This is a genomic window from Pseudomonas sp. TH04, from assembly GCF_016651355.1.
Taxonomy (GTDB): domain Bacteria; phylum Pseudomonadota; class Gammaproteobacteria; order Pseudomonadales; family Pseudomonadaceae; genus Aquipseudomonas; species Aquipseudomonas fluorescens.
In genome coordinates this window covers 2,260,822-2,287,087 of the sequence record NZ_JAEKEA010000001.1, presented here as the reverse complement: position 1 = coordinate 2,287,087, position 26,266 = coordinate 2,260,822, and the positions used below count along the sequence as shown (strand labels likewise).

The following is a 26,266-nucleotide window of genomic DNA, read 5'->3' as shown; positions in this document are numbered from 1 at the left end:
ACTGCGTTACCCACTTCAGTTCTGCCATAAATCTAATAAATCAGCGGAGAATCGCTCATGGCTCGTTTGCAACGCACCCTGTCGTTAGGGTCGGTGGTGCTATTTGGCATTGCCTATATGACGCCGATCATTGTGCTCGGCACCTTCGGTATCCTCGCGCAATCCACCGCCGGCATGGTCCCCGCCGCCTACCTGGCCGCCCTGGTGGCGATGTTCTTTACCGCCATGAGTTACGGGCGTATGGCCCAGGCATTTCCAGTTGCCGGTTCCGCCTACAGTTATGTGCGCAAGGCGATCAGCCCCAAGCTGGGTTTTATCGCCGGTTGGGCGGTGTTGCTCGACTATCTGTTTTTACCCATGGCCATCTGGCTGATCGGCGCGGCCTACCTCAATTCGGCGTTTCCTGCGGTGCCGCAGTGGGTCTGGGTTCTGGCGTTTATCGGCATCACCAGCGCGATCAATATTGTCGGGCTCAAGCTCGCCAACGGCATCAACGCCTTGCTGATGCTGGTGCAATTTTTGGTGTTGATCGCGTTTGTTGCGCTGTGCATCCACTACATCGGCGGCAACCCCAGCCAGCCGCTGTGGACCCTCACGCCGTTCTTCAACGGCCAGATGCAACTGCCGCTGATCATGAGTGGCGCGGCCATTGCCTGCTATTCATTCCTGGGCTTTGACGCGGTCAGTACCCTCACCGAAGAAACCCGCGACCCGCGCCGCACTATCCCACGGGCGATCATGCTGATTACCCTGATCGGCGGGCTGATTTTTGTGGCGGTGTCCTACTTCGTGCAGATCGCTCATCCGTCGTTTGAATTCGCCAATGTGGATTCGGCCGCGTATGAAATTGCGCGCAATATCGGCGGTGACGTGTTTGTGTCGATCTTCCTGATTGGTCTGATCGTCGGCCAGTTCGCCTCGGGGCTGTCGGCCCAGGCCAGTGGCTCGCGCTTGTTGTACGCCATGGGGCGCGACGGCGTGTTGCCCAAGTCGTTCTTTGGCACCTTGCATGCGCGCTTCGGCACGCCGGTCAACAGCATTCTATTGTGTGCGGTGGTGGCATTGCTGGCGTTGAAGCTGGATGTAACCACGTCCACTTCGTTCATCAACTTTGGCGCATTCCTGGCGTTCAGCCTGGTGAACCTGTCGGTGATTTTTCACTACTGGATCGGCGCGAAAACCCGCGGTGTGCGTGAGTTGATCCTGTTCCTGCTGTTCCCGGCCATCGGCCTTGTGGCGGATGTGTGGCTGATGGTCAGCCTCGATCACCTGGCGATTTACCTGGGCGCGGTGTGGTTGGCGATCGGCCTGGTTTACCTGGGGGGTCTCACCCGTGGCTTCTCGCAACAGCCGCCGGAAATGGACTTCCAGGAAACCGTATAGAAGTGCGCGGTCTATTCTTATTGCAATCGGTTCTCGTTTGGGTGGGTATTTTATGTTATTGTATAACACATTAAATGTACCCAAATGCCCCGGAGGCCTTATGAAAGCTGGTATCCATCCCGACTACCGCACCGTGCTGTTCCACGACACCGCCGCCGACGCGTTCTTCCTGATCGGCTCCACTGCCGACAGTGATCGCACCCATAAACACAGCGACGGCCACACTTACCCTTACATCCCGTTGGACGTGTCCAGCGCGTCGCACCCGATCTACACCGGCCAACAACGCAAGACCCAGGCCGAAGGCCGGATTGCCGGGTTCAACAAGCGTTTCGCAGCGTTTGGGTCGAGCCCGAAAAAAGCTGAGGCATGAGGTCGTTCAAGCCGTTTGCCGAATGGGCAGCACCACTCTAAAGGTGGTGCCTTTGCCCATTTCGCTGCTGACGGTGATAGTGCCACGGTGTTTTTTGACGATGCCGTAGGAGAGTGACAAGCCCAACCCGGTCCCTTCGCCAACCGGCTTGGTGGTGAAGAAGGGATCGAAGATCTTCTGCACGCTGTCCGGGGCAATCCCACAGCCGTTGTCTGCCACTTCCAACCAAATGTTCTCGCCGTCCACCCCGTTGCTGATGGTAATCGTGCCGCGCTCCGGCCCCATGGCTTGCGCCGCATTGATGACCAGGTTCATCACCACTTGGTTGAGTTGTGACCCCAGGCATTCGATTTCCGGCAGCGGCGCGTAGTGCTTGATCACGTCGGCCTTGTACTTGAGTTCGCTGGCGACAATGTTCAAGGTCGAGTCGATGCCCTGTTGCAGGTTCACCCATTGCCAGGTCTGGTCGTTGTCCACCCGGGAAAAGTCCTTCAAATCCTTGACGATCTGCACCACGCGGCCAATGCCTTCCTTCGATTCGCGAAGCAACGTGGGGATGTCCTCTTTGAGGAAGTCCAGGTCCAGGCGCCGGCGCAGCGCTTCGAGCTGTTCACTGCCGGTGGCGGTTTCGGCCTGTCGATAGGCGTCGAGCATCTCTTCCAACTGGTCAAAGTAGCCGCCCAGCGTGCCGAGGTTGGACGAAATAAACCCCACCGGGTTATTGATTTCGTGGGCCACGCCGGCCGCCAGTTGGCCCAGTGAGGCGAGTTTTTCCGACTGCACCAACTGGCTTTCCAGCTGTTTACGCTCGTCGATCTCCAGCTGCAGTGCGTGGCTTGCCTGGGTCAGTGCCTGGGTCCGTTGCTCAACCAAGCGTTCCAGTTGGCTGGTTTGCAAGGACGCGCGCCGCGCCATGTCCCATTTCGCGGCCAGGGTATTGGCCATTTGCTGGACTTCAATATTGTCGAAGGGTTTTTTCAGGATCAGCAGCCGGTCATGGGCGTGCAGGCGAAACAGCAGCTCCTCCCAGGAGTAATCCGAGTACGCCGTACACACCACCACTTGCAGGTCCGAGTCAACTTTCCAGAGTTCTTCAATGGTCTGTGCGCCGTCCCAGCCTTGGGGCATGCGCATGTCGACAAAGGCCAGGGCATAGGGCCGTTGCTCGGCCATGGCGACCTCAAGCAACTGCAGCCCCTCCTGCCCGCCGTAGGCCGAGTCCAGTTCGAACACGGGGCCTTGCGGTACGTCGGTGGCGCCGAATAGCGCGGCTTCCATATCGTCCAGTGCCTGGTTCTGCTCCATGGGCGGCGTGAGGATTTTGCGGAAGTCTTCGTGGATCGACGGCGTGTCGTCGATCAGCAGAATGCGGCGATTAGGGGCGCGGTTCATGCTTGGCCTGCTGCATCGGTAAGTGGAATTTGCAACGTGAACAGGGCGCCTGTGCCTGGCCCGTCGCTCTGGGCGGTGAGGCGGCCGTTCATTTCAATGGCTGCCAGGGCGCAGCTGTGAAGGCCGAAACCATGGCCCTCTTTGCGCGTGGTGAAGCCGTGGGTGAAGATCCGCGTCATGTTCTCGGCGGGGATGCCTTCGCCTTCGTCCTTGACGCTGATCTGCAAGAGGCTGTCATCCAGTGTGGTGATCGACAAGGTGATCTGCCGTGGCCGGTCCGTCAGGTTTGACATGGCGTACTTGGCGTTGCTGATCAGGTTGACCATGATCAGCAGCAGCCGGTGTTTGTCCGCCATCAGCAGCGGCACCTCGGCGTACTCCTTGACGACCGTGACATGGTGACGATTCAGCGCCCCGGCGTTCATGCGCAAGGCGTCGTCCATCAATTCACCGATCTGCACAGGCTCCAGCAGGCTGGAGGCGCCGGCATAGGATTGCTGGGTGGAGACAATGTCCTTGATGTGGTCCACGCTTTTGCTCAACTGCGCCAGCTCATCGGTCAGCCCCTGTTGTTCGAGGGCAATGGCCTCCACCAGTTGGTTGAGGTAGCCGGGCAGCAATTTGCCTTTTTCGTCCTCGCGCAGGTAAGTGCCCAGGTCGTCAGGGTGTTCGTTGATCAGTTGCATTGCCTTGCCCAGCCCCAGGGCCTTGCTGTTGCGCAGCTTGCGCGCGACCAGTTCGGCGGAGATGTTCACGCTGTTGAGCACGTTGCCGACGTTGTGCAGCACATTGGTCGCGATTTCTGCCATGCCCGCCTGGCGGGCGTTGTCCAGCAGTTCGCTCTGGGCATCCTTGAGTTCCCGCGTGCGCGCCTCGACGCGCTGTTCAAGGCTTTCATTGGCCCCTTGCAAGGCGCGGTTGACCCGGTTGATCTCGGCAAAGCTGCGCAGCAAACGAATGGCCAGGTACAACAGCAGCACCACCAGCAGCGTGGAAAACACCAGCAGGTAGCGATGGTACTTCTGATCAATCAGGTCGGCGGCGGCCTGGTCCTGATTGAGTTGGGTGGTCAGGGCATCCAGTTGATCTGAAAGCGGGATGGCGGCGATGCGATCGAGCAGGTCGTTGACGATGGGCTGCTCGCGCAAAATCAACGCGATGTGATTACTGAGAATCTCCACCGGCACCTGGAATTCGGCGGGCAGGTTTTCTTTGTTCACTGCCAGTTTGTTCAGCCCCACGAGGATGTCCGCGGCTTTGTCGTCGCTGGTCACCTGGGCAAATTCCAGGGCACTGAGCAGCAAGTCGTAAGTGTCGGTGGCGATGCTTTGTTGTTCCAGCTTGTCGGCGTCTTTCAGTTGCAGGAGATGCGCCTGGATATCGTCCTCGGCCGTCGGCAAAAACGCCAGCGAATTGCGCAGTACCGCATTGTGCGATTTGAATTGCTCCACTAACCGCGCCTTTTCCTGAATCGACTGGCGATAAGCATCCTGCGCGGCCTGCCAGTCGGCGGGGTGTTCGTGGTGGTGTTGCCCTTCGCGATTTTCCAGCTGAACCCACAGTTCGCTCATGTCCTTGAGCGGCGCTACCAACGGGTCATAGTTGTGGGTGAGGGCGATCCTGGCCTTGAGCACCTCGACGTCCCACTGGGAATTGAGTTGCTTGATCTGGCGGATCAGTTCGCGCGACTCGGTGTAGCTGGTGGACTGGTCGCCGATCGACTTGAGGTACAGAAATACCAGCACCGAGGCCAGTACAATGGCGATACCGCTGAGTGTGATCAGGCTGGCGAGGCGAGATGATTTCATAGGGGCTTGCCCGCCCATTCGCCGGTCAGCGTCTTGAGGAATTTGATGATCAGCGTCTTGTCCTCAGCCGACGGAACTCGCCCCAGCTGGTACTTGAACATGATGTCGACGGCTTCCTCCAGGGTCTTGGCCGAGCCATCGTGAAAGTACGGCGCGGTGACGGCAACGTTGCGCAGGCTGGGCACCTTGAACACATTGCGGTCTTCTTCGTCCTTGGTCAGCAGGTAACGGCCCAGGTCGGCTTCGGTCGGGTTGCCACGGGCCTTGAAGTAGTCGCCCATCACGCCGAATTTCTGGTACATGTTGCCGCCGATATTGGCGCCCTGATGGCAGGCGATGCAGCCGTATTCCTTGAAACGTTGGTAACCATATTTCTCATCGAGGGTGAGGATGTCGGTATTGCCTTGCAGGTACTGGTCGAAACGTGAATTGGGCGTGAGCAACGTACGCTCATAGGTGGCCAGGGCGTCCTGCACGTTGGCGGCCGTGACCCCGTCGGGATACACCCGGTGGAACGCGGCCTGGTAGGTGGGCAGTGCCGAAAGGGTCTGGACCACGGTCTGCCAGTCGTTGCCCATTTCCATCGGGCTGACGACCACCTGTTCAACCTGCGCTTGCAGGGTGTCGACCCTGGCGTTCCAGAATTGTTTGAAGTTCAGGCTGGCGTTGAACACCGTCGGGGTGTTGAGCAGGACCGGCTTGCCATCGAACCCCAGGGAAAATGCCCGGTTATCGTCACCACCGGCTTCCAGGTTATGGCAACTGGCACACGACTTGGTGTTGTTGACGGACAGCTGTGTTTCATTGAACAGCTGACGCCCCAGTTCTACGGTGGCCGCGTCCAGCACCGGCACGGGCGGCAGGGGTTTGAGTGCTTCATCCAGCGGCGCGGCCGTGACGGGCACGCAGGTGCCACAGCCCAGGGCCAGGGTCATGGCCAGAACCCGAGGTAACAGGTGAAAAGTACGCGGTGTGCTGCGGCTCAAGCGGTCGCTCCTTGCGGCAAAAAATCAGTGGTCAGGTAACAGGCTGGGTTGCCCAGTGTGCAGCAGTCGGGCGAAATCATTGGCTGCTACGGCCTTGCTGAACAGGAAACCCTGGCCCTCCTCACACTGGTGAGCGATGAGAAATTGCAGCTGCTCAATGGTCTCCACCCCTTCGGCGACGATGTTCAAGTCCAGGCTTTTACCCAGGCTGATAATTGCGCTGATCAATTGCGCGTCCTGGCTGTTACTGCTCAGGCCACGAATGAACGATTGGTCGATCTTCAGCACATCAATCGGAAAGCGCCGCAGGTAGCTGAGGCTGGAATACCCGGTGCCGAAATCGTCGATGGACAGCCGCACGCCGAGGGCCTTGATCTTGCGCAACGTGGTGTGTGTGTCCTCGACATTTTGCATCAGCACGCTCTCGGTGATTTCCAACTCCAGTAACTGTGGCGCCAGGCCCGTATGCTCAAGGATCGCCACGAGGTTGGCGACAAAGTCACGCTGGCGAAAATCAATCGCGGAAATATTCACCGAGAGGCAGATCGGCGGTAGCCCGGCGGCCTGCCAGGCGCGAGCTTGCGTGCAGGCCTGGCGTATCACCCACTGGCTCAACGGCACGATCAGGCCACTGTCTTCGGCCACAGGAATGAAGGCAGACGGGTAGATCCAGCCATGATCGGGCTGGTGCCAGCGAATCAACGCTTCGGCGCCGACAATTTTGCCGCTGTGCAAGTCCAGTTTCGGTTGGTAGTGCAGGCTAAATTCATTGCGTTGCAGGGCCTGCCGGATGGCACTTTCCAGGCTTTGCTGAACTTGGGCGAGCAGGTTCATCTCGGCGATGAAAAAACTGAAATTGTTGGGGCCACGTTCTTTGATGGCGCGCATCGCGGTTTCGGCCTTTTTGATCAATTCCACGGCGCTGCTGCTGTCATCAGGGTAAACGCTGATGCCAAGGCTTGCGGTGACGCTCAGGTCGTGGCCGGCCACATAGTGGGCGGTGCTGACGGCGGCAAGGAGCTTTTCGGCAATGTACTGGGTTTGCTGGGGATGCTTGATGTCGTTGAGGATCAGCACAAATTCGTCGGAGCCGTAACGAAACACCGAATCCGACTCGCGCACCGTCGCCACCAGGCTTTGGCTGACAAGCTTGAGCATTTCATCGCCGACCGGGTAGCCGAGCGCATTATTGATGCGCTTGAAGCGGTCCAGGCCGATAAACATCACGGCTAATTGGCTGCCATGGCGCCTGCAGACGGTAATGGCTTGGGTCAGGCGGTCGCCCAGCAGTGTGCTGTTGGGCAACTCGGTCAGGGCGTCGTATTGCAGCAGGTGCGAGACCTTGAGCAGTTCCTGGACCCTTGCCTCAATCGTGCGTTCGAGCCCGATCAACTTGGCTGCTGCGTCCTGCGCCAACTGCCATTTCCAGGTCAAGGCAGTGGCCATCTGGCGGATTTCGAGGTCGTCGAAGGGTTTTTTCAGGATCAGCAACTGGTCGTCGTAGGTGAGGCGCGCCTCGATGGCTTCGAAGGAGTAATCGGAGTAGGCCGTGCAGAGCGCGATTTGCAAGTTGGGGTCGACGTTCCACAGCTGTTCGATGGTTTCCAGGCCGTCCCAACCCGGCGGCATGCGCATGTCGATGAACACCAGGGCGTAGGGGGTGTTGGCGGCCAGGGCCTTGTTCACCAGTTCCAGGGCTTCCTGGCCCTGATAGGCGGAATCCAGCACAAAGGTCTGGCGCACCGCCGGGGCGTTGCCGAACAGGGTTTCTTCAATGCTGTCCAGGGAGGCGTGGTTGTTGGCGTCGACGCACAGGATCTTGCGGAAGTCCGCGTGGATCGACGCCGTGTCATCGACGATCAGGATGCGTCGATTGGCCCGCCCTGAGCGTGGGGTCATGGCTGATTCCGAGCGGCGCGCAACTGCGGTTTATGGCGCATAGGGCTTCCTTACCGTGAATGCTTCAATAAACAGGGACGGTCACCGGCTTCCAGTCACAAGCATAGTCGGCTCCCTTGAATAAGTCGGCCAGTTGGCGTCAAATCACCCACAGTTACCCCGGTGTTCATCTAGCGCTCAATGCGCGAGCAAGTACAGTGATGGATCACGTCGGGCCGCATTGAAGCAACTCTGTGTCATTGCCAGGAGGTGTCGCCATGGATGAACAAACTGCTACGACCCCCCCTTATACCCCCACGGTTTTGCTGGTCGACGACGAAGAGTCGATCCTCAATAGCCTGCGCCGCCTGCTGCGCGGCCAACCCTATGAGGTCCTGCTGGCCGGCAGTGGTGCCCAGGCCCTGGAGATCATGGCCGCCCGGCCCATCGACCTGGTGATGACCGACGCGCGTATGCCGGCCATGGACGGGGCGATGCTGCTGGCCGAAACCCACCGGCTGTACCCGTCCACCACGCGCATCCTGCTCACCGGCTATGCCGACATGAGCATGATGATCAAGGCGATCAACGAAGGTCAGATTCACCGCTACATCAGCAAGCCCTGGAACGATGAGGAAATGCTCCTGACCTTGCGCCAGTCCCTGGAGCACCAGCACTCCGAGCGTGAACGGTTGCGCCTTGAACAGTTGACCCGCGAGCAGAACGACCAGTTGAAGGCCCTCAACGCGACCCTCGAAAAGCGCGTCGAGGCCCGCACCAGCGAGCTGCAGCAAACCGCTGACATGCTCGACCTGGCCTACGACGAACTCAAACGCAGCTATGTGACCGGCACCGAAGTGTTTTCACTGTTGGCCAACCTGCGCCTGCCCAAGCAGAAACAGACCAACCGCCAGTTGATCGAGCTGATTCGCGTGTATTGCAAGGCCCAGGCGATGGACGAAGCCAGTGCCCGCGACCTGACCATGGCCGCTGCGCTCTATAACATCGGCAAGCTGAGCTGGAGCGACGGCATGATGGTCGCGCCCTCGGACATGCTGCACAGCACCGACCGAGAACGCTATCGGGCCTACCCGACCCAGAGCGAGTCATTGTTGATGACCCTGGAGCCGATGAAGGACGCTGCGCGTCTGATTCGTCATCACCAGGAACGCTGGGACGGCAGCGGTTTTCCGGACCACCTCAAGGGCGAGTTGATTCCCTCGGGCGCCCGCTTGTTGAAGCTTGCGGTCGACTTTATCGAGCTGCAAAAGGGCTTGATCCTCGAACGCCAGATGAACAGCGATGAAGCGCTGCTCTACATCCGTAAATACGCCGGCAAGCTCTACGATCCGGATATGGTCGAAGACTTCGTGCGGGCCTGCGCCGCGTTCCTCAGTGACGTGACGCTGGGTGACCCGAATGTGAAAGTCTTGACCACCCGCGAACTGGCCGAAGGCATGGTGTTGGCGCGCAACCTCAACGCCGATAACGGCATGCTGTTGCTCAACGCCGGCAAGGTGCTGAACCTGCCGCTGGTGGACAAGTTGATTGCGTTTGAGGCGATGGAAGGGGCCAAGTATTCGGTGTTCATCAAAGAGCCGGATGAGGGCGCACTTTCCGGTTAACACGCTTTCTGTGATCCTTGCACCTTTGCATTCAAGGCAGTTTTTACATGACATCGACTATCCGCATCGCCGCCGCGCTATTGATCGGCAGCAACGGCCACACCTTGCTGGTGCGCAAACGCGGCGCCCAGGCTTTTATGCAGCCCGGCGGCAAGATCGACGCCGGCGAGCAACCCGCCGAGGCGCTTGCCCGTGAGTTGTTTGAGGAACTGAACCTGCGCATCGACCCGAGCGATGCGACCTACCTCGGCGATTTCTCGGCGCCTGCCGCCAATGAGCCGGGCTTTACCGTGCACGCGGAACTGTTCCAGGTGCATATCGACGTGCCGGTGACACCCGCGGCGGAAATCGAAGAAGTGCGCTGGATCGACCCGGCCGGTGACGGTGGCCTGCACCTGGCGCCTCTGACCCGCGACTTGATCCTGCCGTTTTATCGCGCCTCGCTGACGGCTATCGCCTGACAAAGGACGGCCACGCATGCTGATTCGCCCCCTGAATGCCTGTGACGCCGAGGCTTATCGCGCCTTGATGCTTGAGGCGTACGACGGCTACCCCCAGGCGTTCACCTCCAGCGTGGCCGAGCGTTCGGCCATGCCGTTAAGCTGGTGGGAAAAACGCCTGGACAGCCCGCTGGATCGCTTGCTCGGCGCGTTTGACGCAGAGGCATTGGCCGGCATTGTCGGCCTGGCCTTCGAGCCCCGCGAGAAGGCACGGCACAAAGTGACCTTGTTCGGCATGTACGTGAACCGGGCTTATCAGCAGCAAGGAATGGGCCGCCAGCTGGTGGAGGCGGCACTCGCCGAGGCGCGTCAACATCCGCGCCTCAAACTGATCCAGCTGACCGTCACCGCCGGCAACGACGCGGCCTTCGCGTTGTACCAGCGTTGCGGGTTCATCCAGTACGGCCTGGAGCCGCTGGCGGTGCGGGTGGGGGTCGAGTATTTCGACAAAATCCACATGTGGCGCGAACTCAACGCTGACTGAAAACCTACATTCAGCGCACGGCGCTGACGCCATCCAACGTGGAAAACGACGTGTCCTTGGCCGTCAGCAAAAAGTCGCGCATGTAGGGTGCATCCAGCATGTCCGCGCGGATCCCCGCATACAGCGTGGCAAACAGGCCTTTTTCGCCCAAACGCTTGGCCTTCACGTAACCGCGCGAGCTGTACTCGTGCAGCGCCCAATGCGGCATGCCGCACACGCCCCGGCCGCTGGCCACCAGTTGCATCATCATCACGGTCAGTTCCGAGGTGCGCACCTGGGCGGGCTCCACATCGGCCGGTTCCAGGAAGCGGGTGAAGATGTCCAGGCGATCGCGTTCCACCGGGTAGGTGATCAGGGTTTCGCTCAGCAGGTCTTCGGGCACAATGTACGACTTGTTCGCCAGCGCGTGCTGGTTGGCCACGGCGAGCATGGCTTCGTAGGTGAACAGCGGCACATAGGTGATGCCCGGCAACTCCAGCGGGTCGGAGGTCACCACCAGGTCCAGGTCACCCCGGGCCAGTGCCGGTAACGGGGCGAAGGCAAAACCCGAGGCCAGGTCCAGCTCGACCTCCGGCCAGGCATCGCGAAACTGGTCGATGGTCGGCATCAGCCACTGGAAGCAGCTGTGGCATTCGATCGCCATGTGCAAACGCCCGGCAGTGCCGCCGGCCAAACGTGCGATATCGCGTTCGGCGCCGCGCAGCAAGGGCAGGGTCGCATCGGCCAGTTGCAGCAGGCGCAGGCCGGCGCTGGTGAAGCGCAGCGGCTTGGTCTTGCGCACAAACAATTGCATGCCCAGGCGCTCTTCCAACTCTTTGAATTGGTGGGAGAGTGCCGATTGCGTCAGGTGCAGGCGCTCGGCGGCCTCCACCAGGCTGTCGGCTTCGCGCAGGGCGTGCAGAGTCTTGAGGTGACGAATTTCGAGCACGGGCGCTCCATGAAGATAATTTGTGATAGACAGGGCTGGCGTGAGTTTGTCTCATGTTGCAAGGCCTGTCGATACGGCATCGACCACGACCGCTGGGCACTCTTCATTAAACTGTCACAGAACTGTGGCAGCGCGCTTGAACAAACTTCATCAGACTCGCGCTCTACTGGGGTTCTGCGTTTCGGTGTTTTTCATGCGCGTGTTGCTTTTACTGGCCGCTCTACTGTTCGGCCTGCCGTCTTTTGCGGCTTCTCGATGTGATGTCAATGTCCCGACCCAAACGGTCGATCTGGCTCAGGTGAGCATCGCCTACCAGAGTATCGGCCGTGCGTCTGACCCTGCCTTGCTGCTGGTGATGGGCCTGGGCGGGCAGTTGATCCACTGGCCGGATGAGGTCGTCGTGGCCCTGTGTGAGCAGGGCTTTCGGGTGATTCGCTACGACAACCGTGACGTGGGCCTGTCCACCTGGCGCCAAGCCCCGGCCAGCGCCAACCTGACCTTTGAAGTGCTGCGCTACAAACTCGGCCTGCCGGTGGCGGCGCCGTACACGCTGACTGACATGGCCGACGACGCCCTGGGCTTGATGGATGCGTTGCAGATCCGCCAATTCCACGTGCTGGGCGCGAGTATGGGCGGCATGATCGCCCAGCACCTGGCGGCGATGGCGCCGCAACGGGTGGAAAGCCTGACGTTGATCATGACCAGCTCCGGCGCCGAAGGCTTGCCGGCGCCGAATGCGGCGTTGGTGCAGTTGTTGTCGCGGCGCAGTGCGCCTAATCGTGAAGTGGCGCTTGAGCAACAGGCCGACCTGCTGGCGGCGTTGGGCAGCCCGAATGTGAAAGACGATCGCCAGGCGCTGCTGCACCAGGCGGCGCTGTCCTACGACCGGGCCTTCAACCCGGACGGCGTCAAGCGCCAGATCATGGCGATCCTCGCCGAGCCGAGCCGAGTGCCCTTGCTCAACCAACTGCGCGTGCCGACGCTGGTGGTGCACGGCACCGCCGACCCGTTGCTGCCGGTGATGCACGGCGTGCACCTGGCCGCGCATATTCAGGGCAGCCAATTGAAACTGATTCCCGGCATGGCCCATCGTTTCCAGGAAGCCTTCAAGGCACCGCTGCTGACGGCGGTGCTGCCGTACCTGCAAGCCCATCGCGAAGATGCTGCGCACTGGGCGCAGATTGACCTGGGCCAGCCTTCGAAGGTGTTGTGAAGTTGGTGTATCGTGCAACTTTTACGGCGCGTTAATGCCAACGAGGTTGCCTGCCATGAGTACTCCCCTGAAAATCGATTTCGTCAGCGACGTGTCCTGCCCCTGGTGCATCATCGGCCTGCGTGGCCTGACGGAAGCCCTCGACCAACTGGGCAGCGAGGTGCAGGCCGAGATCCATTTCCAGCCGTTCGAACTCAACCCGAATATGCCCGCTATCGGGCAGAACATCGTCGAGCACATCACCGAAAAATACGGCTCCAGCGCCGAAGAGTCCCAGGCCAACCGTGCGCGTATTCGTGACATGGGCGCGGCGTTGGGCTTTGCCTTCCGTACCGACGGCCAGAGCCGCATCTACAACACTTTCGACGCTCATCGGCTGCTGCATTGGGCCGGGCTTGAGGGCTTGCAATACAACCTCAAGGAAGCGCTGTTCAAGGCCTATTTCAGCGATGGCCAGGACCCGTCCGACCACGCGACGCTGGCGATCATCGCCGAAAGCGTCGGCCTGGACATCAAGCGTGCGGCGCAGATTCTCGCCTCTGATGAATACGCTGCCGAAGTCCGCGAACAGGAACAGCTGTGGATCTCCCGGGGCGTGACGTCGGTGCCGACCATCGTGTTCAACGACCAGTACGCGGTCAGCGGTGGTCAGCCGGCCGAAGCGTTCGTGGGTGCGATTCGCCAGATCATCGCCGAAGCGAAGGGCTGAACCGAGGGGGAGGGCGCTTGCTTCCCGGCTTATGCCGCTCCACACGTGGCGATAGCTCGCGAATGCGGTGGGGCAGTCGGATTATCGGCTGCTGGTACACCGCTTTCGCGAGCAAGCCCGCTCCCACATTTGGACGGTGGCTGGTGTAGGGTTTTGGTCAGGCACAGATATGTGTGGGGGCTGGCTTGTCTGCGAATGCGGTGGGGCAGTTAAATTATCGGCTGCTGGTACACCGCTTTCGCGAGCAAGCCCGCTCCCACATTTGGACGGTGGTGGGTGTAGGGTTTTGGTCAGGCACAGATATGTGTGGGGGCTGGCTTGTCTGCGAATGCGGTGGGGCAGTTGGATTATCGGCTGCTGGTACACCGCTTTCGCGAGCAAGCCCGCTCCCACATTTGGACGGTGGTGGGTGTAGGGTTTTGGTCAGGCACAGATCCGTGTGGGGGCTGGCTTGCCTGCGAATGCGGTGGGGCAGTCGGATTATCGGCTGCTGGTACACCGCTTTCGCGAGCAAGCCCGCTCCCACATTTGGACGGTGGTGGGTGTAGGGTTTTGGTCAGGCACAGATACGTGTGGGGGCTGGCTTGTCTGCGAATGCGGTGGGGCAGTTGGATTATCGGCTGCTGGTACACCGCTTTCGCGAGCAAGCCCGCTCCCACATTTGGACGGTGGTGGGTGTAGGGTTTTGGTCAGGCACAGATACGTGTGGGGGCTGGCTTGTCTGCGATGGCGGTGGGGCAGGTCAGCTTATCGGCTGCTGGCACAGTGTTGACCGAGCTTGGTGTCACAGATCAGGCGGCCTTGAGTGTGTTGTTGATCCTGGGGAGCTGCCTGCCTCTCGTCAGTCAAACTTGTAGCTGACCGCGGTCTGCACCTGGCCTTGGTTCACGTTGCCGGTTTCCTTGACGATGGTGCTGTTCGCCGCCGAGCCGACCAGGTGCGTCCAGCTGGCGCTGGTCAGCAGCGACCAGTGGTTAGCCAAGGGGAACTCGAAACTCTGGGTCAGCGTCAGGTTCTGGAAACCGGCGCTGGCGTTATAGGCACGAATGCCCGAGGCCGCGGATTCCTTGTCGTTTACGCCGAAAAAGGTCTGGGTCTGGCGGGCATCGGCAAAGTGCGCCATCAGGCCCGTGCTGCCAATGATGCCGTCACCCAGCGGGTAACCCAGCTCGCCACCGACCTTGCCCAACACACCGCCCTGATCACGCGCGCCGCCTACGGCCTGGCCGACTTGCGCGTACACGCGCCAGAACTCGGCCGGGGCGTATTGGATGAAACCACCGACTTCAGCCATGTCCGACACATCGCGCAAGCCGCGCAGTGAGCCGTTGGCCGTACGGCCAGGCAAGTAATTGATGAAGGGCCCGGCGGTGATGCCATTGGTATTGAGTGCGCTCCAGGTCAAGCCGTCATCAGAGCCGAGGCTGACACTGCCCCAGTCCAGGTCGAAATAGGGGATCGCCTGGGTTTCGTAACGGCCGCCGGTGGGGTCTTGGGGTTGATAACTGATGCCTGCACCGACTTCACCGGTAATGCCGTCCGCCAATACCGTGCTGGAAAAACTCCACAGCCCGAGCAAACCGGCGAATACAGCAGAAGTAACCTTGTACATCGAGCGTTTCCTTATCTGAACGTACGCGCATTCACGCGCGAAGGGCACCCCTGGCGCAAGCACTCATCTTGTTTGTAGCAAGCTACAAAAATTGTAGCTTGCTCGACACATATAACCACGGGACTCAAGCAAAACCCCAGCCCTGCTGGGCTTTAAGCAGTTGGCACAGTCCCTGCTAAAGCCCTGTTGCAAGCGCATAGAGCGTTCTCTTCAAGCCCTCCAACTTCAAGGACAGGCAATGATCCAGTGGCATATCGTGTGCGACTTCGACGGGACCATCACCCCGACCGACGTCATCGACAACGTCCTCCAGCGCTTCGCCGGGCCTGAGTGGGAAACCATCGAACAGGAATGGCTGGATGGGCACATCGGTTCCCGCGAATGCCTGAGCCGCCAACTGGCCTTGATCAAGGCCACACCGGCTGAACTGTTGGCGTATTTCGACAGCGTCGAGATCGACCCGGACTTCCCGGATTTCGTCGATCACGTCATGGGCCAGGGCGCGACCATCGAAGTGGTCAGCGACGGCATCGAGCAAGGCATCGCGCGCATTCTGTCGCGTAACTACGTGACCTTGCTGCCGATCCTGGCCAACCGTCTGCGCCAGGTCGACCAGAACAGCTGGCGCATCGACTTCCCGTATTCCAGCGACGCCTGCCGTGCCGCGTCCGGCAACTGCAAGTGCAAATCCACCCCGCGCAACAAGCGCGTGCTGGTGATCGGCGACGGCAAGTCCGACATGTGCGTGGCCTCTACCGCCGACTTCGTCTTCGCCAAAGGCAGCCTCGCCAAATACTGCGAAGCCAACAACATTCCCCATGCGCGCTTCGACACCTTTGCCGAACTGCCCGCATTGCTGGCCAAGCTGCCCCAGGGCATCGCGGCCAACGCCACCACCTTTACTGCTGCTGACAATCAGGAACTCTTCCACCATGTCTGATATCCGTATCGCCACCGCCGAAGACCAGATTCTTCTGGATAAAGAAGCCAAGTACTGCTCCTACGGCGACACTGTTCACTACATCGAGCCACCGCGTATTTTCAGCCGTTGCGAAGGCTCCTACGTGTGGGACACCGAAGACCAGGCTTACCTCGACCTGCAAATGTGGTACTCGGCCGTTAACTTCGGCTACGCCAACCCACGCCTGAACAACGCGCTGAAACAGCAGATCGACACCCTGCCGCAAATCGCCAGCCAGTACCTGCACAAAGGCAAGATCGAGCTGTCGGAAATGATCGCGGTCGATGCCAAGAAGAAATTCGGCCTCGACGGTCGCGTGCACTTCAACGTCGGTGGTTCGCAATCCATCGAAGACTCCCTGAAGGTCGTGCGTAACGCCACCAACGGCAAGAGCCTGATGTTCGCCTTCGAAGGCGGCTACCACGGCCGTACCCTCGGCGCTTCGTCGATCACTTCTAGCTACCGCTACCGTCGTCGCTACGGCCACTTCGGCGAGCGCGCCAACTTCATCCCGTTCCCGTACCACTTCCGCGGCCCTAAAGGCATGACCAAGGAAGAATACGGCAGCCACTGCGTGCAGCAATTCGCCCGTCTGTTCGAGACCGAATACAACGGCGTCTGGGACCCGAAAGTCGGCCAGAGTGAATACGCAGCGTTCTACGTCGAACCGATCCAGGGCACCGGCGGCTACGTGATTCCGCCGATGAACTTCTACCGCGAACTCAAGCACGTACTGGATCAGCACGGCATCCTGATGGTGTCCGACGAAATCCAGATGGGCTTCTACCGGACCGGCAAACTGTGGTCGATCGAGCACTTTGACGTGCAGCCGGACGTGATCGTCTTCGGTAAGGCGCTGACCAACGGCCTGAACCCACTGGGCGGCATCTGGGCCCGTGAAGAGTTGATCAACCCAAAGATCTTCCCGCCAGGTTCGACCCACTCTACCTTCGCCTCCAACCCACTGGGGACGGCGGTAGGCCTGGAAATGTTCAAGATGACCAGCGAAGTCGATTACGGCGCAATGGTCATGGCCAAGGGCAAATACTTCCTGGAAGGCCTGCAAGACCTGCAGAAACGTTTCCCGATCATCGGCGACGTCGACGGCCTGGGCCTGGCCCTGCGCTGCGAAATCTGCGGCCCGGATGGTTTCACGCCGGACAAGGCGACCCTGGACTACATGGTCGAAGAAGGCATGAAGGGCGACATGGTTGTGGATGGCCAGAAACTCGGCTTGATCCTCGACGTGGGCGGCTATTACAAAAACGTGATTACCCTGGCACCGTCCCTGGAAATCAGCTACCCGGAAATCGACTTGGGCCTGAAGTTGCTTGAGCAATTGCTGGTGCGAGCGACCCAGCGGTGAGCCATTACGAGATCGACCTCGGTGAAGGTGATGCCGGCTTCGTTCTCGGTGAAGGTCCGGTCGGGATCCTGTTGATCCACGGCCTGACCGGCACCCCGACGGAATTGCGTCAAGTTGCCAAAGGGTTGGCCAAGGCGGGTAACTGCACAGTGTACGTGCCGACCCTGGCCGGGCACTGCGGCGACAACAGTGACCTGCAGGCCACCGGTTGGCTGGATTGGTACGAAGGCGTGCGCAAGACCTTTGCCCAGGTCAAGCAACGCCACGCGCAAGTGTTTGTCGGTGGCTTGTCCATGGGCGCGGTGATGTCGATGTACGTGGCTGCCGAGCACCCTGGGCAAGTCGCCGGGCTGTTGATGTATTCCACGACCTTGAAGTACGACGGCTGGAGTATCAACAAGCTGGCGTTCCTGACGCCGTTGCTGATGAAAATTCCATTCGGCGTGCACATCTGCCGCTTCGAAGAGAAGCCGCCTTACGGCATCAAGAACGAGCGCCTGCGGGCTATCGTCGAGCGTCAGATGAAGGAAGGCGAAAGCAGCGAGGCCGGTTTGCTGACCATGGAAGGCATCACGGTGCGCGAGTTGCATCGGATGAATGCCGTGGTCAAGAAACGCATGCCTGAGGTCAAGGTGCCGGCACTGGTGTTGCACTCCATCGAGGACGACATCACCAGCCGCTGGAACGCCGATTATGTGGAGCGCCACCTGGGCGGGCCCGTCACCAAGATCCTGCTGGACAACTGTTACCACATGATCACCGTCGATCTGCAATACCGTCGGGTGATTGAGTTGAGCGCTGAGTTTGTCGAGCAACACGCCGCTACTGCCCAGGTGTCCGAAGACTACCGACAGCGTGCCTAAGCTTAAGGACAAGACGTGATCACCGCCCAAGCCTTCTCGACTATCCGGGCCATCCAGCGCAGTGCCTGGAACGACTGTTTTCCCGGGGCCCTGGAGGATTGGGACTTTTACGTTGCTGTGGAAAACGCCGCTATCGATGATTTCAAGTGGCGTTACCTGGCTGTTTACGACGATGAAACGCTGGTGGCGGTTGCCGCCGCGTTCATCACTTATTATCGCCTCGACACCACGGTGTCGGGTGCAGGCAAGCGCTTTACCGAGCGCCTGGAGCGACTGTGGCCGGGTGTTTTGCGCCTGGAGTTGTATGCCATCGGCTCGCCGGTGGCCGAGCGTTGCGACGCAGGCATGGCCAGCCATGTTGCCGAGGCGCAGCGCCCGTTGTTGATCAAGCACTTGCTGAAGGCTGCGCGCCAGGACGCCAACGCGTTCGGGATTGGCCTGGTGGCGGTCAAGGACGTGCCGACCAACGACCCGTGCTGGGCTGACAGTTGCCGCCTGGCAGGTTTTCAGAGCATGCCGAGTTTGCCCAGCGGGTTGTTGACGGTGCCTTACGGCTCAGTGGACGCCTACCTGGGCTCGCTGTGCAAGGCCACCCGCAAGGACTTGCGCCGCAAACTGCGTGCGCCGGGCCCGCGGGTAGAGTGGCGGCACAACATTGATGATGTGTTACCTGAGGTGATGCGCCTGTACGAAGACACGCTCAATCGCGCGGACTTGCAGTTCGAGCGCCTGCCGGCGAGTTACTTCACCGGCATCCTTGAACGGTTGGAAGGGCGCGCGGTTTGTGCGCTTTATTGGGTGGACGAGCACCTGGTGGCGTTCAACCTGATCCTGTTGGACCAGCACCGTTTGATCGACAAGTTTTTCGGGCATGACCGCGAGTTCAGCCGGGAGTACAACCTGTATTTCAGAAGTTGGCTGACCAATGTTGGTTATTGTATTCAACACAATATTCCGGTTTACGAGTGCGGTCAGGAGGGGTACGCCAGTAAGCTGCGCCTGGGTTGCGAGTTCCGCGGCAACAGCATGTTCTTCCGCCACCGTAACCGGCTGCTCAATGGCCTGCTCAAACTCGTTAAAATGTATATAAGACCGGACCGATCCGACCCTGCCATGGCTGCTGCGATAAGCGAAACCTGATGATCACCAAGACCCGCCAGAAAGCCCGCCCCTTTGCCATTTCGCGCTGGAGCGTCCAGCGCAAGCTGGTGCTGGCGTTCTGGCTGGTCAGCGTCATCCCGACCATGATCGCTGCCGAGTTGGCGGCGACCACGCTGTCGCAGATATTCGACAGCAACGTGCGTATCTGGCTGCAAGAGTCGACCAAGATCGTCAAGGACGAGATCGGCGACATCCTTCATGACAACGCGCGCATGGCCAAGCTGTTCCTGCGCTACACGGCTCCGCCGTTGAACAAACAAGCTGCCAAGCATGACCGGCTCACCGCCGATATCGCCGAGGCCACCGATATCGACGTGGTCTCGCTGATTCGTGTCAGTGACCACAAGATCATGTTCAGCACGGCCCCTGACGATGTCGTCAAGCAGATCAACCTGACCAGCAACGCGGTGTTGCAAACCATCCAGGTGGCCGGCGTGACGACGGGCCTGGTGGTCTCAACGTTCGAAACCACCCAAGAGGGCGTCGACTACGTGCTGTTGGTGGCCACGTACCTGGACAGCAGCTTCCTCACCAGCGTGGCCGACGTGCACTCCCTTGACCTGCGCCTGTACCTGGCCAACCCCGCGGGTTTTTCCGAGATATTCTCGACTCAGCGTTTTGAAAATCACCCTTCGCGCATCCCGAAGAATGTCGAAACGGCTATGCGCAGTACCAAGCAGCCGAGTGAGCAGTTCACCAATAGTTACAGCGGCCTGTATTGGCCCATCTTCAACGACGCCGGCGACTTGCAGGGCGTGATCTTCAGCGGCCTGCTGCGTCATACCAGCCTGGTTGGACTGGTGAATCAGAGCAATTTGTTCGTGCTGATATTCCTGCTGAGTTCGGCGTTGTCCCTGGGTGCCGGCGTACTGGTGTCACGGCGCCTGACCAAGCCTTTGCGGGACTTGTCCCAAGGCGTCGACGCGGTGATCTCGGGCGATTACGAACATCGCGTATTGGTCAGCGGCGGCGATGAGCTGGCGCAGTTGAGCAGCACCTTCAACCACATGACCGAGCGCCTGGGCGAGCTGCACTACCTTGAGGCCCAGTTACGCCGCCGTGATCGGCTGCATGCGCTGGGCGAAGTCGCGATGGGCCTGGCTCACGAAATCCGCAACCCGTTGGGCATCATCAAGACCGCCACCCAGCTGCTGCACCGTCGCGTCGACCTGCCGGAAACCGACAAGCGCCACCTGGAATACGTGATCAGCGAAGTCAGCCGCATCAACGACCTGATCACCGAGTTTCTCGACTTCGCCAAACCCAACCCGCCCCTGCGGGTGTTGCAGGCGGCGCGTCCGGTGGTGGAAGAAATCCTTGGCTTCTGCAGCCCGGAGCTGGCGACCCATAACATTGATGCGAAAATCGATGATCAGGCCCCCGGCGCGACTATCTATGCCGATGCCAAGCAGCTGAAGCAGGCCTGCCTCAACCTGATTCTCAACGCCATTGATGCGATGCCCGACGGCGGGCGCCTGACCTTGGGCATTCGCAGCGCGGGAGGCAACACGGTGATTAGCATCGCCGACACCGGCCAGGGCATTCCGGCGGATATGATCGAGCGGATCTTCACACCGTTCGTCACCACCAAGGCCTCGGGCACGGGCCTGGGCCTGGCCAAAGTCTATTCGATCATGGAAAGTCACGACGGCAGCATCGAATGTGCCAGTGAGAAAGATGCCGGCGCCACCTTCAGCCTGTACATTCCGGCCCACGGTGAAGACGACGGCGACGATGAGGAAGGTCATGACGCATAACGTATTGGTAGTCGACGACGAGCCCAAGCTCTGCGACTTGCTGTCGTCGGCATTGAGCCAGAACGGCATTCAGGTATTCACCGCAAGCAACGGCCTGCACGCGCTGAAGGTGCTGGAACAGGAAGACATCGACCTGGTGATCAGCGACTGGCGCATGCCGGGCATGGACGGGCCGGCGCTGTTGGCCGAGATCAAGCTGCGTTTCCCTGAGCTGCCGGTGATCGTGATGACCGCCTACAGCACGGTGAAAAACGCGGTGCAGTCGATGCGCAATGGCGCCTATGACTATATTGCCAAGCCGTTCGATATCGATGAGCTGGACATCACCGTAGCCAAGGCCCTGCAGTTTCGCGACATCATGCGCGATAACGCACGCTTGCGCGCCGAGCTTGACCATCATGCGCAGTTTGACAGCCTGGTAGGCGACAGCCCGGCGTTTCGCGAGGTGCTGCATGCCATCGATTCAGTGCGTGACAGCAACGCAACCATCCTGCTGACCGGCGAAAGCGGCACCGGCAAGGAAATGGTTGCCCGTGCCATCCACAAACACGGCAGCCGTGCCGACAAACCGTTCGTGGCGGTCAACTGCGCGGCCATCCCCGAAGGGCTGCTCGAAAGCGAAATGTTCGGCCATCGCAAAGGCGCGTTTACCGGCGCCGTGGCGGATCGGGTCGGGCGCTTTATGCAGGCCGACAAGGGCACGCTGTTTTTGGATGAAGTGGGCGATATGCCCCTGGCGTTGCAGGCCAAGATTCTGCGTGCCTTGCAGGAGCGAGTGATCGAGCCGGTGGGCGACCCGCGCGAGCGCAAGGTGGATGTGCGGGTAATCGCCGCCACCAACAAAAACCTGCTGGATGCGGTGGCCAATAAAGAGTTTCGTGAAGACCTGTATTACCGCCTCAACGTGTTCCCGATCCCATTGCCGGCCCTGCGCGAACGCGCTGAAGACATCGTGCCCCTGGCCCGACACTTCGCCCAGACCCTGAGCGCGACCGCCGGTAAACGCATCACCGGCTTCAGCCCCGAGGCGTTGCAGGCCATGGCCGCTTACCACTGGCCGGGCAATATTCGCGAGCTGCAAAACTGTGTGGAGCGGGCGACCATCGTGGCAGCCAAGCCGGTGATCGAAGACATCGACCTGCCGGCTTACCTGTTTGCGTCCAAGCCTGCCGAGGACGGTGTCACGGCGCTGCTTGGTGACACACCGGGTGTGCCTGCCGATCTGGATGCGGCGCTGGCTGAGGTGGAGAAAACCTACATCATGGCGGCGTTGAATGAGAGCAACGGCGTGCAGGCGGCGGCGGCGGCGAAGATCGGGATTTCCGAGAGAAGTTTCTGGTATCGGCTGAAGAAGCTGGGGATTCAGGTCGACAAGATCGTGCGCTGATCTCCCAGGCACACATCATTGCTCTAAATGTGGGAGCTGGCTTGCCTGCGATTGCGGTGTATCAGTCATCAGATCTGGTGCAGACATACCGCCATCGCAGGCAAGCCAGCTCCCACATGTTTACCCAGTTGGGTCAGGTGTGGACGCGCACCCACACACTCACCAATACCGTCGCCGCCATCAACCACGCCACCGCCGCCACGGCGAGTGACGCCTCCAGGCGCATGCGGTCGACCATCACATACAGCGTCGACAAATACACAAAATACGGAATGATCGACCACATCCCAAACAGGATCGTGGTCTTCAGGTCGTCCACCGAACGGCCCTTGCCGACGATGTAATGCGCAATCAACGCAAAGGTCGGAAACAGCGGCACCAGCCCTGCGATGTAATAGTTCTTGGTCTTGGCCAGTGCAGCCAGGATCAACACCACCGCCGCGCCCAGGGCGGCTTTCAAAAACAGATCCACACTGTGCTCCTTAGTGGCTCAACCCGTATTTCTTGACCTTGTCGAACAGGGTGGTCTTGGCCATTCCCAGCTCCTGGCTGGCTTGGGTCAGGTTGCCACCGCTGCGTTGCAGGGCGTCATTGAGCAGGTTGCGTTCGAAGGCTTCGACCGCCTCGGTAAAGGCCAGGCCATGGTTGCTGGTGCCGTTGCCGCTTTTCTTGAAGGCGGGCAAGCCCAGGGCGAAGCGTTCGGCGACGTTGCGCAGTTCCCGCACGTTGCCGGGCCAATCGTGGCTCATCAGGCTCGACACCGTCTGGTTGTCCAGTTCCGGCACGCTGCGATCAAAGCGCAGCGACGACTGCTGCAGGAAGTGTTCGAACAATTGCAGGATGTCTTCGCGGCGTTCGCGCAGCGGCGGCAGCTCCAGGGTCACTACGTTGAGACGGTAGTAAAGGTCACTGCGGAACTGACTGGCGCGGCTCAGCTCGTCGAGGTCGGACTTGGTCGCGGCGATCACCCGGCAATCCACCGCCACGCTCTGGTTCGAACCGAGGCGTTCGAGGGTGCGTTCCTGCAACACCCGCAGTAATTTGATCTGCAGGTTGATCGGCATGCTTTCCACTTCATCGAGGAACAGCGTGCCTTCGTGGGCGTGCTCGATCTTGCCGATGCGGCGTTTGCCGGCGCCGGTAAAGGCGTTGGCTTCGTGGCCGAAAATCTCGCTTTCGAACAGGTTCTCCGGCAGGCCACCGCAGTTCAAGGCGACGAACTGGTGGGAATGGCGCCGGCTGAAATCATGCAGGCAGCGTGCGACCAATTCCTTGCCGGTGCCGGTCTCACCTTCGATCAACACGTTGGCGGAGGTGTCGGCGACGTTGGCGATCAGCTCGCGCAGCGTCTGCATCGCCGGTGAGCGGCCGATGATGCGCCCTTCCAGGGAGTCGCGCTCAGCCAGCTGGCGGCGCAGCGACCACACCTCGCGCGCCAGCCCGCGTTGTTCCAGGGCGCGGCGTGCCACGTCGACCAGGCGCTCGGGTGAGAAGGGTTTCTCCATGAAGTCATAGGCGCCGTTGCGCATGGCACCGACGGCCATCGAGATATCGCCATGGCCGGTGATCAGCACCACCGGCAGGCTTTTGTCCAAGGCCTTGAGGCGGGTCAACAGCTCCAGGCCGTCGATGCCCGGCAGGCGAATATCGCTGATGACGATACCGGCAAAGTTTTCCCCGATGCGCTTGAGGGCCTCTTCGGCACTGCCGACGCCCACACTGGGAATGTCTTCCAGCGCCAGGGCTTGCTGGCAGCCGAGCAGCACATGGGGGTCGTCTTCGACGATCAGAACGGTGAGGTCGTCTTTAGAGGCAGTAGCGTCTGTATTCATGTCGACTCAGCTTTTTGGGTGCCTGCCAGCGGCAGGCACAAGACAAAGGCCGTACCACCCGTGGCCGGGTGTTCCACGGCAAGGGTGCCGCCCGTCGCCGCCGCGAGGCTGGCGGAAAGCGTCAGGCCCAGCCCCAGGCCTTGTTCGCCGGGTTTGGTGGTGAAGAACGGTTCGAATAGATGTTTGCGGGTTTCGGGGTCGATGCCATGGCCATTGTCGCGCACATGCAAGCGGTACTTGCCGTCGGCGCTGTGGCCGTCCAGCCACAGTTCGGGCGTGGGCTGCGCTTGCATCGCGTCCAGGGCGTTACCGATCAGGTTGACCAGAATTTGCTCCAGGCGTGTCTGGTCAATCTGCAATTGGGCGTTGCTGAAGTCGCGGTGCAGGGTCAACGGCAGGCCATCGAGGCGGGCGCCCAGTACCTGGAACGCGGCGTCCACGGCTTTGCCGAGGTTGGCTTCGCCCTGGTCATCGCCACGCCGGGCAAACGAGCGCAGGCTGGCGGTGATGCGGCCCATGCGGTCGATCAGTTCGTTGATGGTCTTGAGGTTGGCGCTGGCGGTATCCAGCGCGCCACGCTCCAGGAAGCGCACGGTGTTGCCCGACAGGGTACGCAGCGCCGCCAGTGGCTGGTTCAACTCATGGGCAATGCTAGTCGACATCTGGCCGATGGCGGCGAGTTTGCCGGCCTGGACCAATTCATCCTGGGCGTGGCGCAGGGTCTCTTCGGCCTGGCGCCGTTCGCGAATCTGGCCCTTGAGCCGTTCGTTGCTGGCGCGCAGGTCGGCAGTGCGTTCGGCAATCCGACGTTCCAGCTGGCTGTTGGCTTCCTGCAAGGCTTCGCGCGCAGCGAGGCGGGTGGCGATAACCTTGCGGCGCTCGTTCCAGGCAATCAGCAGGAATGCGACCAGGCCAAACGCGACGGCCACCAGAATGCCCTGGTTGATCGCGGCCCGCCGCAGGTCGTTGAGCGGGGTCAGCAGGGTGAAATTCCACGGTGTATCACTCAACGGGCGGGTCTGGGCCAGGTAGCTGACTTCATGCTCGTCATTGACCACTTCGCTGTTGGCGGGGAAGGTCAGCTTCTCGGTGCCTTCGTTAAGGCGCTCGCGGGCCAGCGGCTCCAACTCGTTGAGCGTCGCCCAGTAATATTGCAGGCTGTGCGCCAGGCGTTCCTTGGTGTCATCGCTCAGCGGGCGCACGGCCTTGAGGCGGCGGGCCGGGTCGCTGGAGAGGATGATGATGCCGTTCTCGTCGCTCACAAAGGCTTCGAGGCGCGCGCGCTGCCAGCGTTCTTCCAGGGCTTCAAGGCGCACTTTGACCACCGCGACGCCAATGATCTTGCCGTGCTCTTCCAGGCCATGGGCCAGGTAGTAGCCGGGTTCGCCGTTGGTGCTGCCAATGCCATAGAAACGGCCGGGCTGGCCGCGCACGGCATTCTGGAAATAGGCACGGAAGGACAGGTCTTCACCTTGGTAACTGTCGGCATCGCGCCAGTTACTGGTGGCCAATACGCGGCCGGTAGTGTCCATCACGTAGATGGCCCGACTGCGACTGCGTCGGTTCAGGCCTTCGAGGTAATCGTTGACCGTTTTGCGGGTTTCCTGGTTCGGGTCGGCCAGCAGCTTGGAGACGCTCGACTCCAGCTCCAGGAGGCTGGGCAGGTAGGTGTATTTGCTCAGCTCGCTTTCGACGGTGCGGGCGTGCAGCTCCAACTGGCGTTCGCCGTTGTCGCTGAGGGTGCGGATGCCATAGTACTCACTGACCCAGAAGCCGATATAACCCAAGCCGATCATCAGGGCGATGATCAACGGCGGCAGGAACAGTTGGCGAATCAGGCGTGGTTTCACGGCAAGTGATGGCGGTGCGGCGCGAAATTGGTTGGGGTCGCATTTCATCACAGATGCCTTGGGTCAACCAGAGCTTGCCGGTCTGCTCGGTCCAGTGTGGGAGCGGGCTTGCTCGCGAATGCGGTGTCTCAGTCGCTGAATGTATCGACTGATCCAGCGCATTCGCGAGCAAGCCCGCTCCCACATTGGCCTTGTTTT

The 26,266-nt window shown here is 60.5% G+C and carries 22 protein-coding genes; 13 read left to right on the top strand and 9 right to left on the bottom strand.

Annotation, left to right across the window (positions count from 1 at the left end; all coding sequences use genetic code 11):
- The first annotated feature begins 57 nt into the window (after positions 1 to 57).
- The gene (locus JFT85_RS10315) at positions 58 to 1,383 is read left to right on the top strand and encodes an APC family permease (RefSeq protein WP_201229806.1); all 1,326 of its coding nucleotides are present in this window, start codon (positions 58 to 60) and stop codon (positions 1,381 to 1,383) included.
- Positions 1,384 to 1,483: 100 nt separating this feature from the next.
- Positions 1,484 to 1,756, top strand: a complete 273-nt coding sequence (locus JFT85_RS10310; protein WP_053254617.1) for a type B 50S ribosomal protein L31 — start codon at positions 1,484 to 1,486, stop codon at positions 1,754 to 1,756.
- Between the two features lie 6 nt (positions 1,757 to 1,762).
- On the opposite strand, the gene JFT85_RS10305 is transcribed toward JFT85_RS10310, so the two are convergent.
- The 4 genes from JFT85_RS10305 to JFT85_RS10290 all read right to left on the bottom strand — a co-directional run bounded on the left by JFT85_RS10305 (position 1,763) and on the right by JFT85_RS10290 (position 7,841).
- Positions 1,763 to 3,148: an ATP-binding protein gene (locus tag JFT85_RS10305; RefSeq protein ID WP_053254618.1), complete on the bottom strand. Its 1,386-nt coding sequence runs from the start codon at positions 3,146 to 3,148 to the stop codon at positions 1,763 to 1,765.
- On the bottom strand, positions 3,145 to 4,956 hold the full coding sequence (locus JFT85_RS10300; protein WP_201229804.1) for a DAHL domain-containing protein: 1,812 nt from the start codon (positions 4,954 to 4,956) through the stop codon (positions 3,145 to 3,147). The genes JFT85_RS10305 and JFT85_RS10300 overlap by 4 nt, the downstream gene beginning before the upstream one ends.
- The gene (locus JFT85_RS10295; RefSeq protein ID WP_069552770.1) at positions 4,953 to 5,891 is read right to left on the bottom strand and encodes a cytochrome-c peroxidase; all 939 of its coding nucleotides are present in this window, start codon (positions 5,889 to 5,891) and stop codon (positions 4,953 to 4,955) included. Before JFT85_RS10295 ends, JFT85_RS10300 begins: the two co-directional genes overlap by 4 nt.
- Before the next feature lie 75 nt (positions 5,892 to 5,966).
- Entirely contained in the window at positions 5,967 to 7,841 is a 1,875-nt protein-coding gene (locus JFT85_RS10290) for a putative bifunctional diguanylate cyclase/phosphodiesterase (RefSeq protein WP_201229802.1), read from the bottom strand.
- Positions 7,842 to 8,098: 257 nt separating this feature from the next.
- Between JFT85_RS10290 and JFT85_RS10285 the strand changes: the two genes are divergently transcribed.
- The 3 genes from JFT85_RS10285 to JFT85_RS10275 are packed head-to-tail and all read left to right on the top strand — an operon-like array spanning position 8,099 to position 10,429.
- Positions 8,099 to 9,445 (top strand): HD domain-containing phosphohydrolase, encoded by a 1,347-nt coding sequence (locus JFT85_RS10285; protein ID WP_053254621.1) that lies wholly within the window; start codon positions 8,099 to 8,101, stop codon positions 9,443 to 9,445.
- Between the two features lie 47 nt (positions 9,446 to 9,492).
- Positions 9,493 to 9,906 carry an NUDIX hydrolase gene (locus JFT85_RS10280; protein WP_201229800.1) on the top strand — a complete coding sequence of 138 codons (414 nt, stop codon included), beginning with the start codon at positions 9,493 to 9,495 and terminating at the stop codon, positions 9,904 to 9,906.
- Between the two features lie 16 nt (positions 9,907 to 9,922).
- Positions 9,923 to 10,429, top strand: a complete 507-nt coding sequence (locus tag JFT85_RS10275) for a GNAT family N-acetyltransferase (protein WP_201229798.1) — start codon at positions 9,923 to 9,925, stop codon at positions 10,427 to 10,429.
- 10 nt (positions 10,430 to 10,439) lie between these two features.
- On the opposite strand, the gene metR is transcribed toward JFT85_RS10275, so the two are convergent.
- A complete protein-coding gene (gene metR, locus JFT85_RS10270) occupies positions 10,440 to 11,357 on the bottom strand; it encodes a transcriptional regulator MetR (RefSeq protein WP_053254624.1) in 918 nt (305 codons plus the stop codon).
- 193 nt (positions 11,358 to 11,550) lie between these two features.
- Between metR and JFT85_RS10265 the strand changes: the two genes are divergently transcribed.
- Together JFT85_RS10265 and JFT85_RS10260 are read left to right on the top strand one after the other, a co-directional pair.
- Positions 11,551 to 12,570, top strand: a complete 1,020-nt coding sequence (locus JFT85_RS10265; RefSeq protein WP_053254625.1) for an alpha/beta fold hydrolase — start codon at positions 11,551 to 11,553, stop codon at positions 12,568 to 12,570.
- Positions 12,571 to 12,625: 55 nt separating this feature from the next.
- Positions 12,626 to 13,279, top strand: coding sequence for a DsbA family oxidoreductase (locus JFT85_RS10260; RefSeq protein ID WP_053254626.1), 654 nt, complete (start codon positions 12,626 to 12,628; stop codon positions 13,277 to 13,279).
- Positions 13,280 to 14,120: 841 nt separating this feature from the next.
- On the opposite strand, the gene JFT85_RS10255 is transcribed toward JFT85_RS10260, so the two are convergent.
- Positions 14,121 to 14,891 (bottom strand): MipA/OmpV family protein, encoded by a 771-nt coding sequence (locus tag JFT85_RS10255; RefSeq protein WP_073637239.1) that lies wholly within the window; start codon positions 14,889 to 14,891, stop codon positions 14,121 to 14,123.
- Between the two features lie 238 nt (positions 14,892 to 15,129).
- Between JFT85_RS10255 and JFT85_RS10250 the strand changes: the two genes are divergently transcribed.
- From JFT85_RS10250 to JFT85_RS10225, 6 genes are read left to right on the top strand one after another with little or no spacing between them, the layout of a single operon-like run.
- Positions 15,130 to 15,831, top strand: coding sequence for an MtnX-like HAD-IB family phosphatase (locus tag JFT85_RS10250; RefSeq protein ID WP_053254628.1), 702 nt, complete (start codon positions 15,130 to 15,132; stop codon positions 15,829 to 15,831).
- Positions 15,824 to 17,218, top strand: a complete 1,395-nt coding sequence (locus tag JFT85_RS10245; protein ID WP_053254629.1) for an aspartate aminotransferase family protein — start codon at positions 15,824 to 15,826, stop codon at positions 17,216 to 17,218. The genes JFT85_RS10250 and JFT85_RS10245 overlap by 8 nt, the downstream gene beginning before the upstream one ends.
- Positions 17,215 to 18,081, top strand: a complete 867-nt coding sequence (locus JFT85_RS10240; RefSeq protein ID WP_053254630.1) for an alpha/beta hydrolase — start codon at positions 17,215 to 17,217, stop codon at positions 18,079 to 18,081. The genes JFT85_RS10245 and JFT85_RS10240 overlap by 4 nt, the downstream gene beginning before the upstream one ends.
- 15 nt (positions 18,082 to 18,096) lie before the next feature.
- Positions 18,097 to 19,221: a GNAT family N-acetyltransferase gene (locus JFT85_RS10235; protein ID WP_201229796.1), complete on the top strand. Its 1,125-nt coding sequence runs from the start codon at positions 18,097 to 18,099 to the stop codon at positions 19,219 to 19,221.
- Positions 19,221 to 20,999 (top strand): sensor histidine kinase, encoded by a 1,779-nt coding sequence (locus JFT85_RS10230; protein ID WP_187601816.1) that lies wholly within the window; start codon positions 19,221 to 19,223, stop codon positions 20,997 to 20,999. Before JFT85_RS10235 ends, JFT85_RS10230 begins: the two co-directional genes overlap by 1 nt.
- Complete coding sequence (locus JFT85_RS10225; RefSeq protein WP_053254633.1) at positions 20,989 to 22,386, top strand: sigma-54-dependent transcriptional regulator; 1,398 nt, start codon at positions 20,989 to 20,991, stop codon at positions 22,384 to 22,386. The genes JFT85_RS10230 and JFT85_RS10225 overlap by 11 nt, the downstream gene beginning before the upstream one ends.
- A 133-nt stretch (positions 22,387 to 22,519) precedes the next feature.
- On the opposite strand, the gene JFT85_RS10220 is transcribed toward JFT85_RS10225, so the two are convergent.
- Genes JFT85_RS10220 through JFT85_RS10210 form a run of 3 tightly spaced genes read right to left on the bottom strand, consistent with a single transcriptional unit; the run spans position 22,520 to position 26,116 of the window.
- Positions 22,520 to 22,858, bottom strand: coding sequence for a GlpM family protein (locus tag JFT85_RS10220; protein WP_201229794.1), 339 nt, complete (start codon positions 22,856 to 22,858; stop codon positions 22,520 to 22,522).
- Between the two features lie 10 nt (positions 22,859 to 22,868).
- Entirely contained in the window at positions 22,869 to 24,218 is a 1,350-nt protein-coding gene (locus JFT85_RS10215) for a sigma-54-dependent transcriptional regulator (protein WP_053254635.1), read from the bottom strand.
- A complete protein-coding gene (locus JFT85_RS10210) occupies positions 24,215 to 26,116 on the bottom strand; it encodes a sensor histidine kinase (RefSeq protein WP_053254636.1) in 1,902 nt (633 codons plus the stop codon). Before JFT85_RS10210 ends, JFT85_RS10215 begins: the two co-directional genes overlap by 4 nt.
- Between the last annotated feature and the right edge of the window lie 150 nt (positions 26,117 to 26,266).

Bases quoted from the DNA above. Each gene is read 5' to 3' on its own strand.
- JFT85_RS10230 (WP_187601816.1), top strand. From the start codon at position 19,221: ATGATCACCAAGACCCGCCAGAAAGCCCGCCCCTTTGCCATTTCGCGC.
- JFT85_RS10255 (WP_073637239.1), bottom strand. From the start codon at position 14,891: ATGTACAAGGTTACTTCTGCTGTATTCGCCGGTTTGCTCGGGCTGTGG.
- JFT85_RS10215 (WP_053254635.1), bottom strand. From the start codon at position 24,218: ATGAATACAGACGCTACTGCCTCTAAAGACGACCTCACCGTTCTGATC.
- JFT85_RS10300 (WP_201229804.1), bottom strand. From the start codon at position 4,956: ATGAAATCATCTCGCCTCGCCAGCCTGATCACACTCAGCGGTATCGCC.
- JFT85_RS10295 (WP_069552770.1), bottom strand. From the start codon at position 5,891: ATGACCCTGGCCCTGGGCTGTGGCACCTGCGTGCCCGTCACGGCCGCG.
- JFT85_RS10285 (WP_053254621.1), top strand. From the start codon at position 8,099: ATGGATGAACAAACTGCTACGACCCCCCCTTATACCCCCACGGTTTTG.
- JFT85_RS10275 (WP_201229798.1), top strand. From the start codon at position 9,923: ATGCTGATTCGCCCCCTGAATGCCTGTGACGCCGAGGCTTATCGCGCC.
- JFT85_RS10210 (WP_053254636.1), bottom strand. From the start codon at position 26,116: ATGAAATGCGACCCCAACCAATTTCGCGCCGCACCGCCATCACTTGCC.
- JFT85_RS10250 (WP_053254628.1), top strand. From the start codon at position 15,130: ATGATCCAGTGGCATATCGTGTGCGACTTCGACGGGACCATCACCCCG.
- JFT85_RS10315 (WP_201229806.1), top strand. From the start codon at position 58: ATGGCTCGTTTGCAACGCACCCTGTCGTTAGGGTCGGTGGTGCTATTT.
- JFT85_RS10280 (WP_201229800.1), top strand. From the start codon at position 9,493: ATGACATCGACTATCCGCATCGCCGCCGCGCTATTGATCGGCAGCAAC.
- JFT85_RS10265 (WP_053254625.1), top strand. From the start codon at position 11,551: ATGCGCGTGTTGCTTTTACTGGCCGCTCTACTGTTCGGCCTGCCGTCT.
- JFT85_RS10310 (WP_053254617.1), top strand. From the start codon at position 1,484: ATGAAAGCTGGTATCCATCCCGACTACCGCACCGTGCTGTTCCACGAC.
- JFT85_RS10245 (WP_053254629.1), top strand. From the start codon at position 15,824: ATGTCTGATATCCGTATCGCCACCGCCGAAGACCAGATTCTTCTGGAT.
- JFT85_RS10290 (WP_201229802.1), bottom strand. From the start codon at position 7,841: ATGACCCCACGCTCAGGGCGGGCCAATCGACGCATCCTGATCGTCGAT.
- JFT85_RS10260 (WP_053254626.1), top strand. From the start codon at position 12,626: ATGAGTACTCCCCTGAAAATCGATTTCGTCAGCGACGTGTCCTGCCCC.
- JFT85_RS10225 (WP_053254633.1), top strand. From the start codon at position 20,989: ATGACGCATAACGTATTGGTAGTCGACGACGAGCCCAAGCTCTGCGAC.
- JFT85_RS10305 (WP_053254618.1), bottom strand. From the start codon at position 3,148: ATGAACCGCGCCCCTAATCGCCGCATTCTGCTGATCGACGACACGCCG.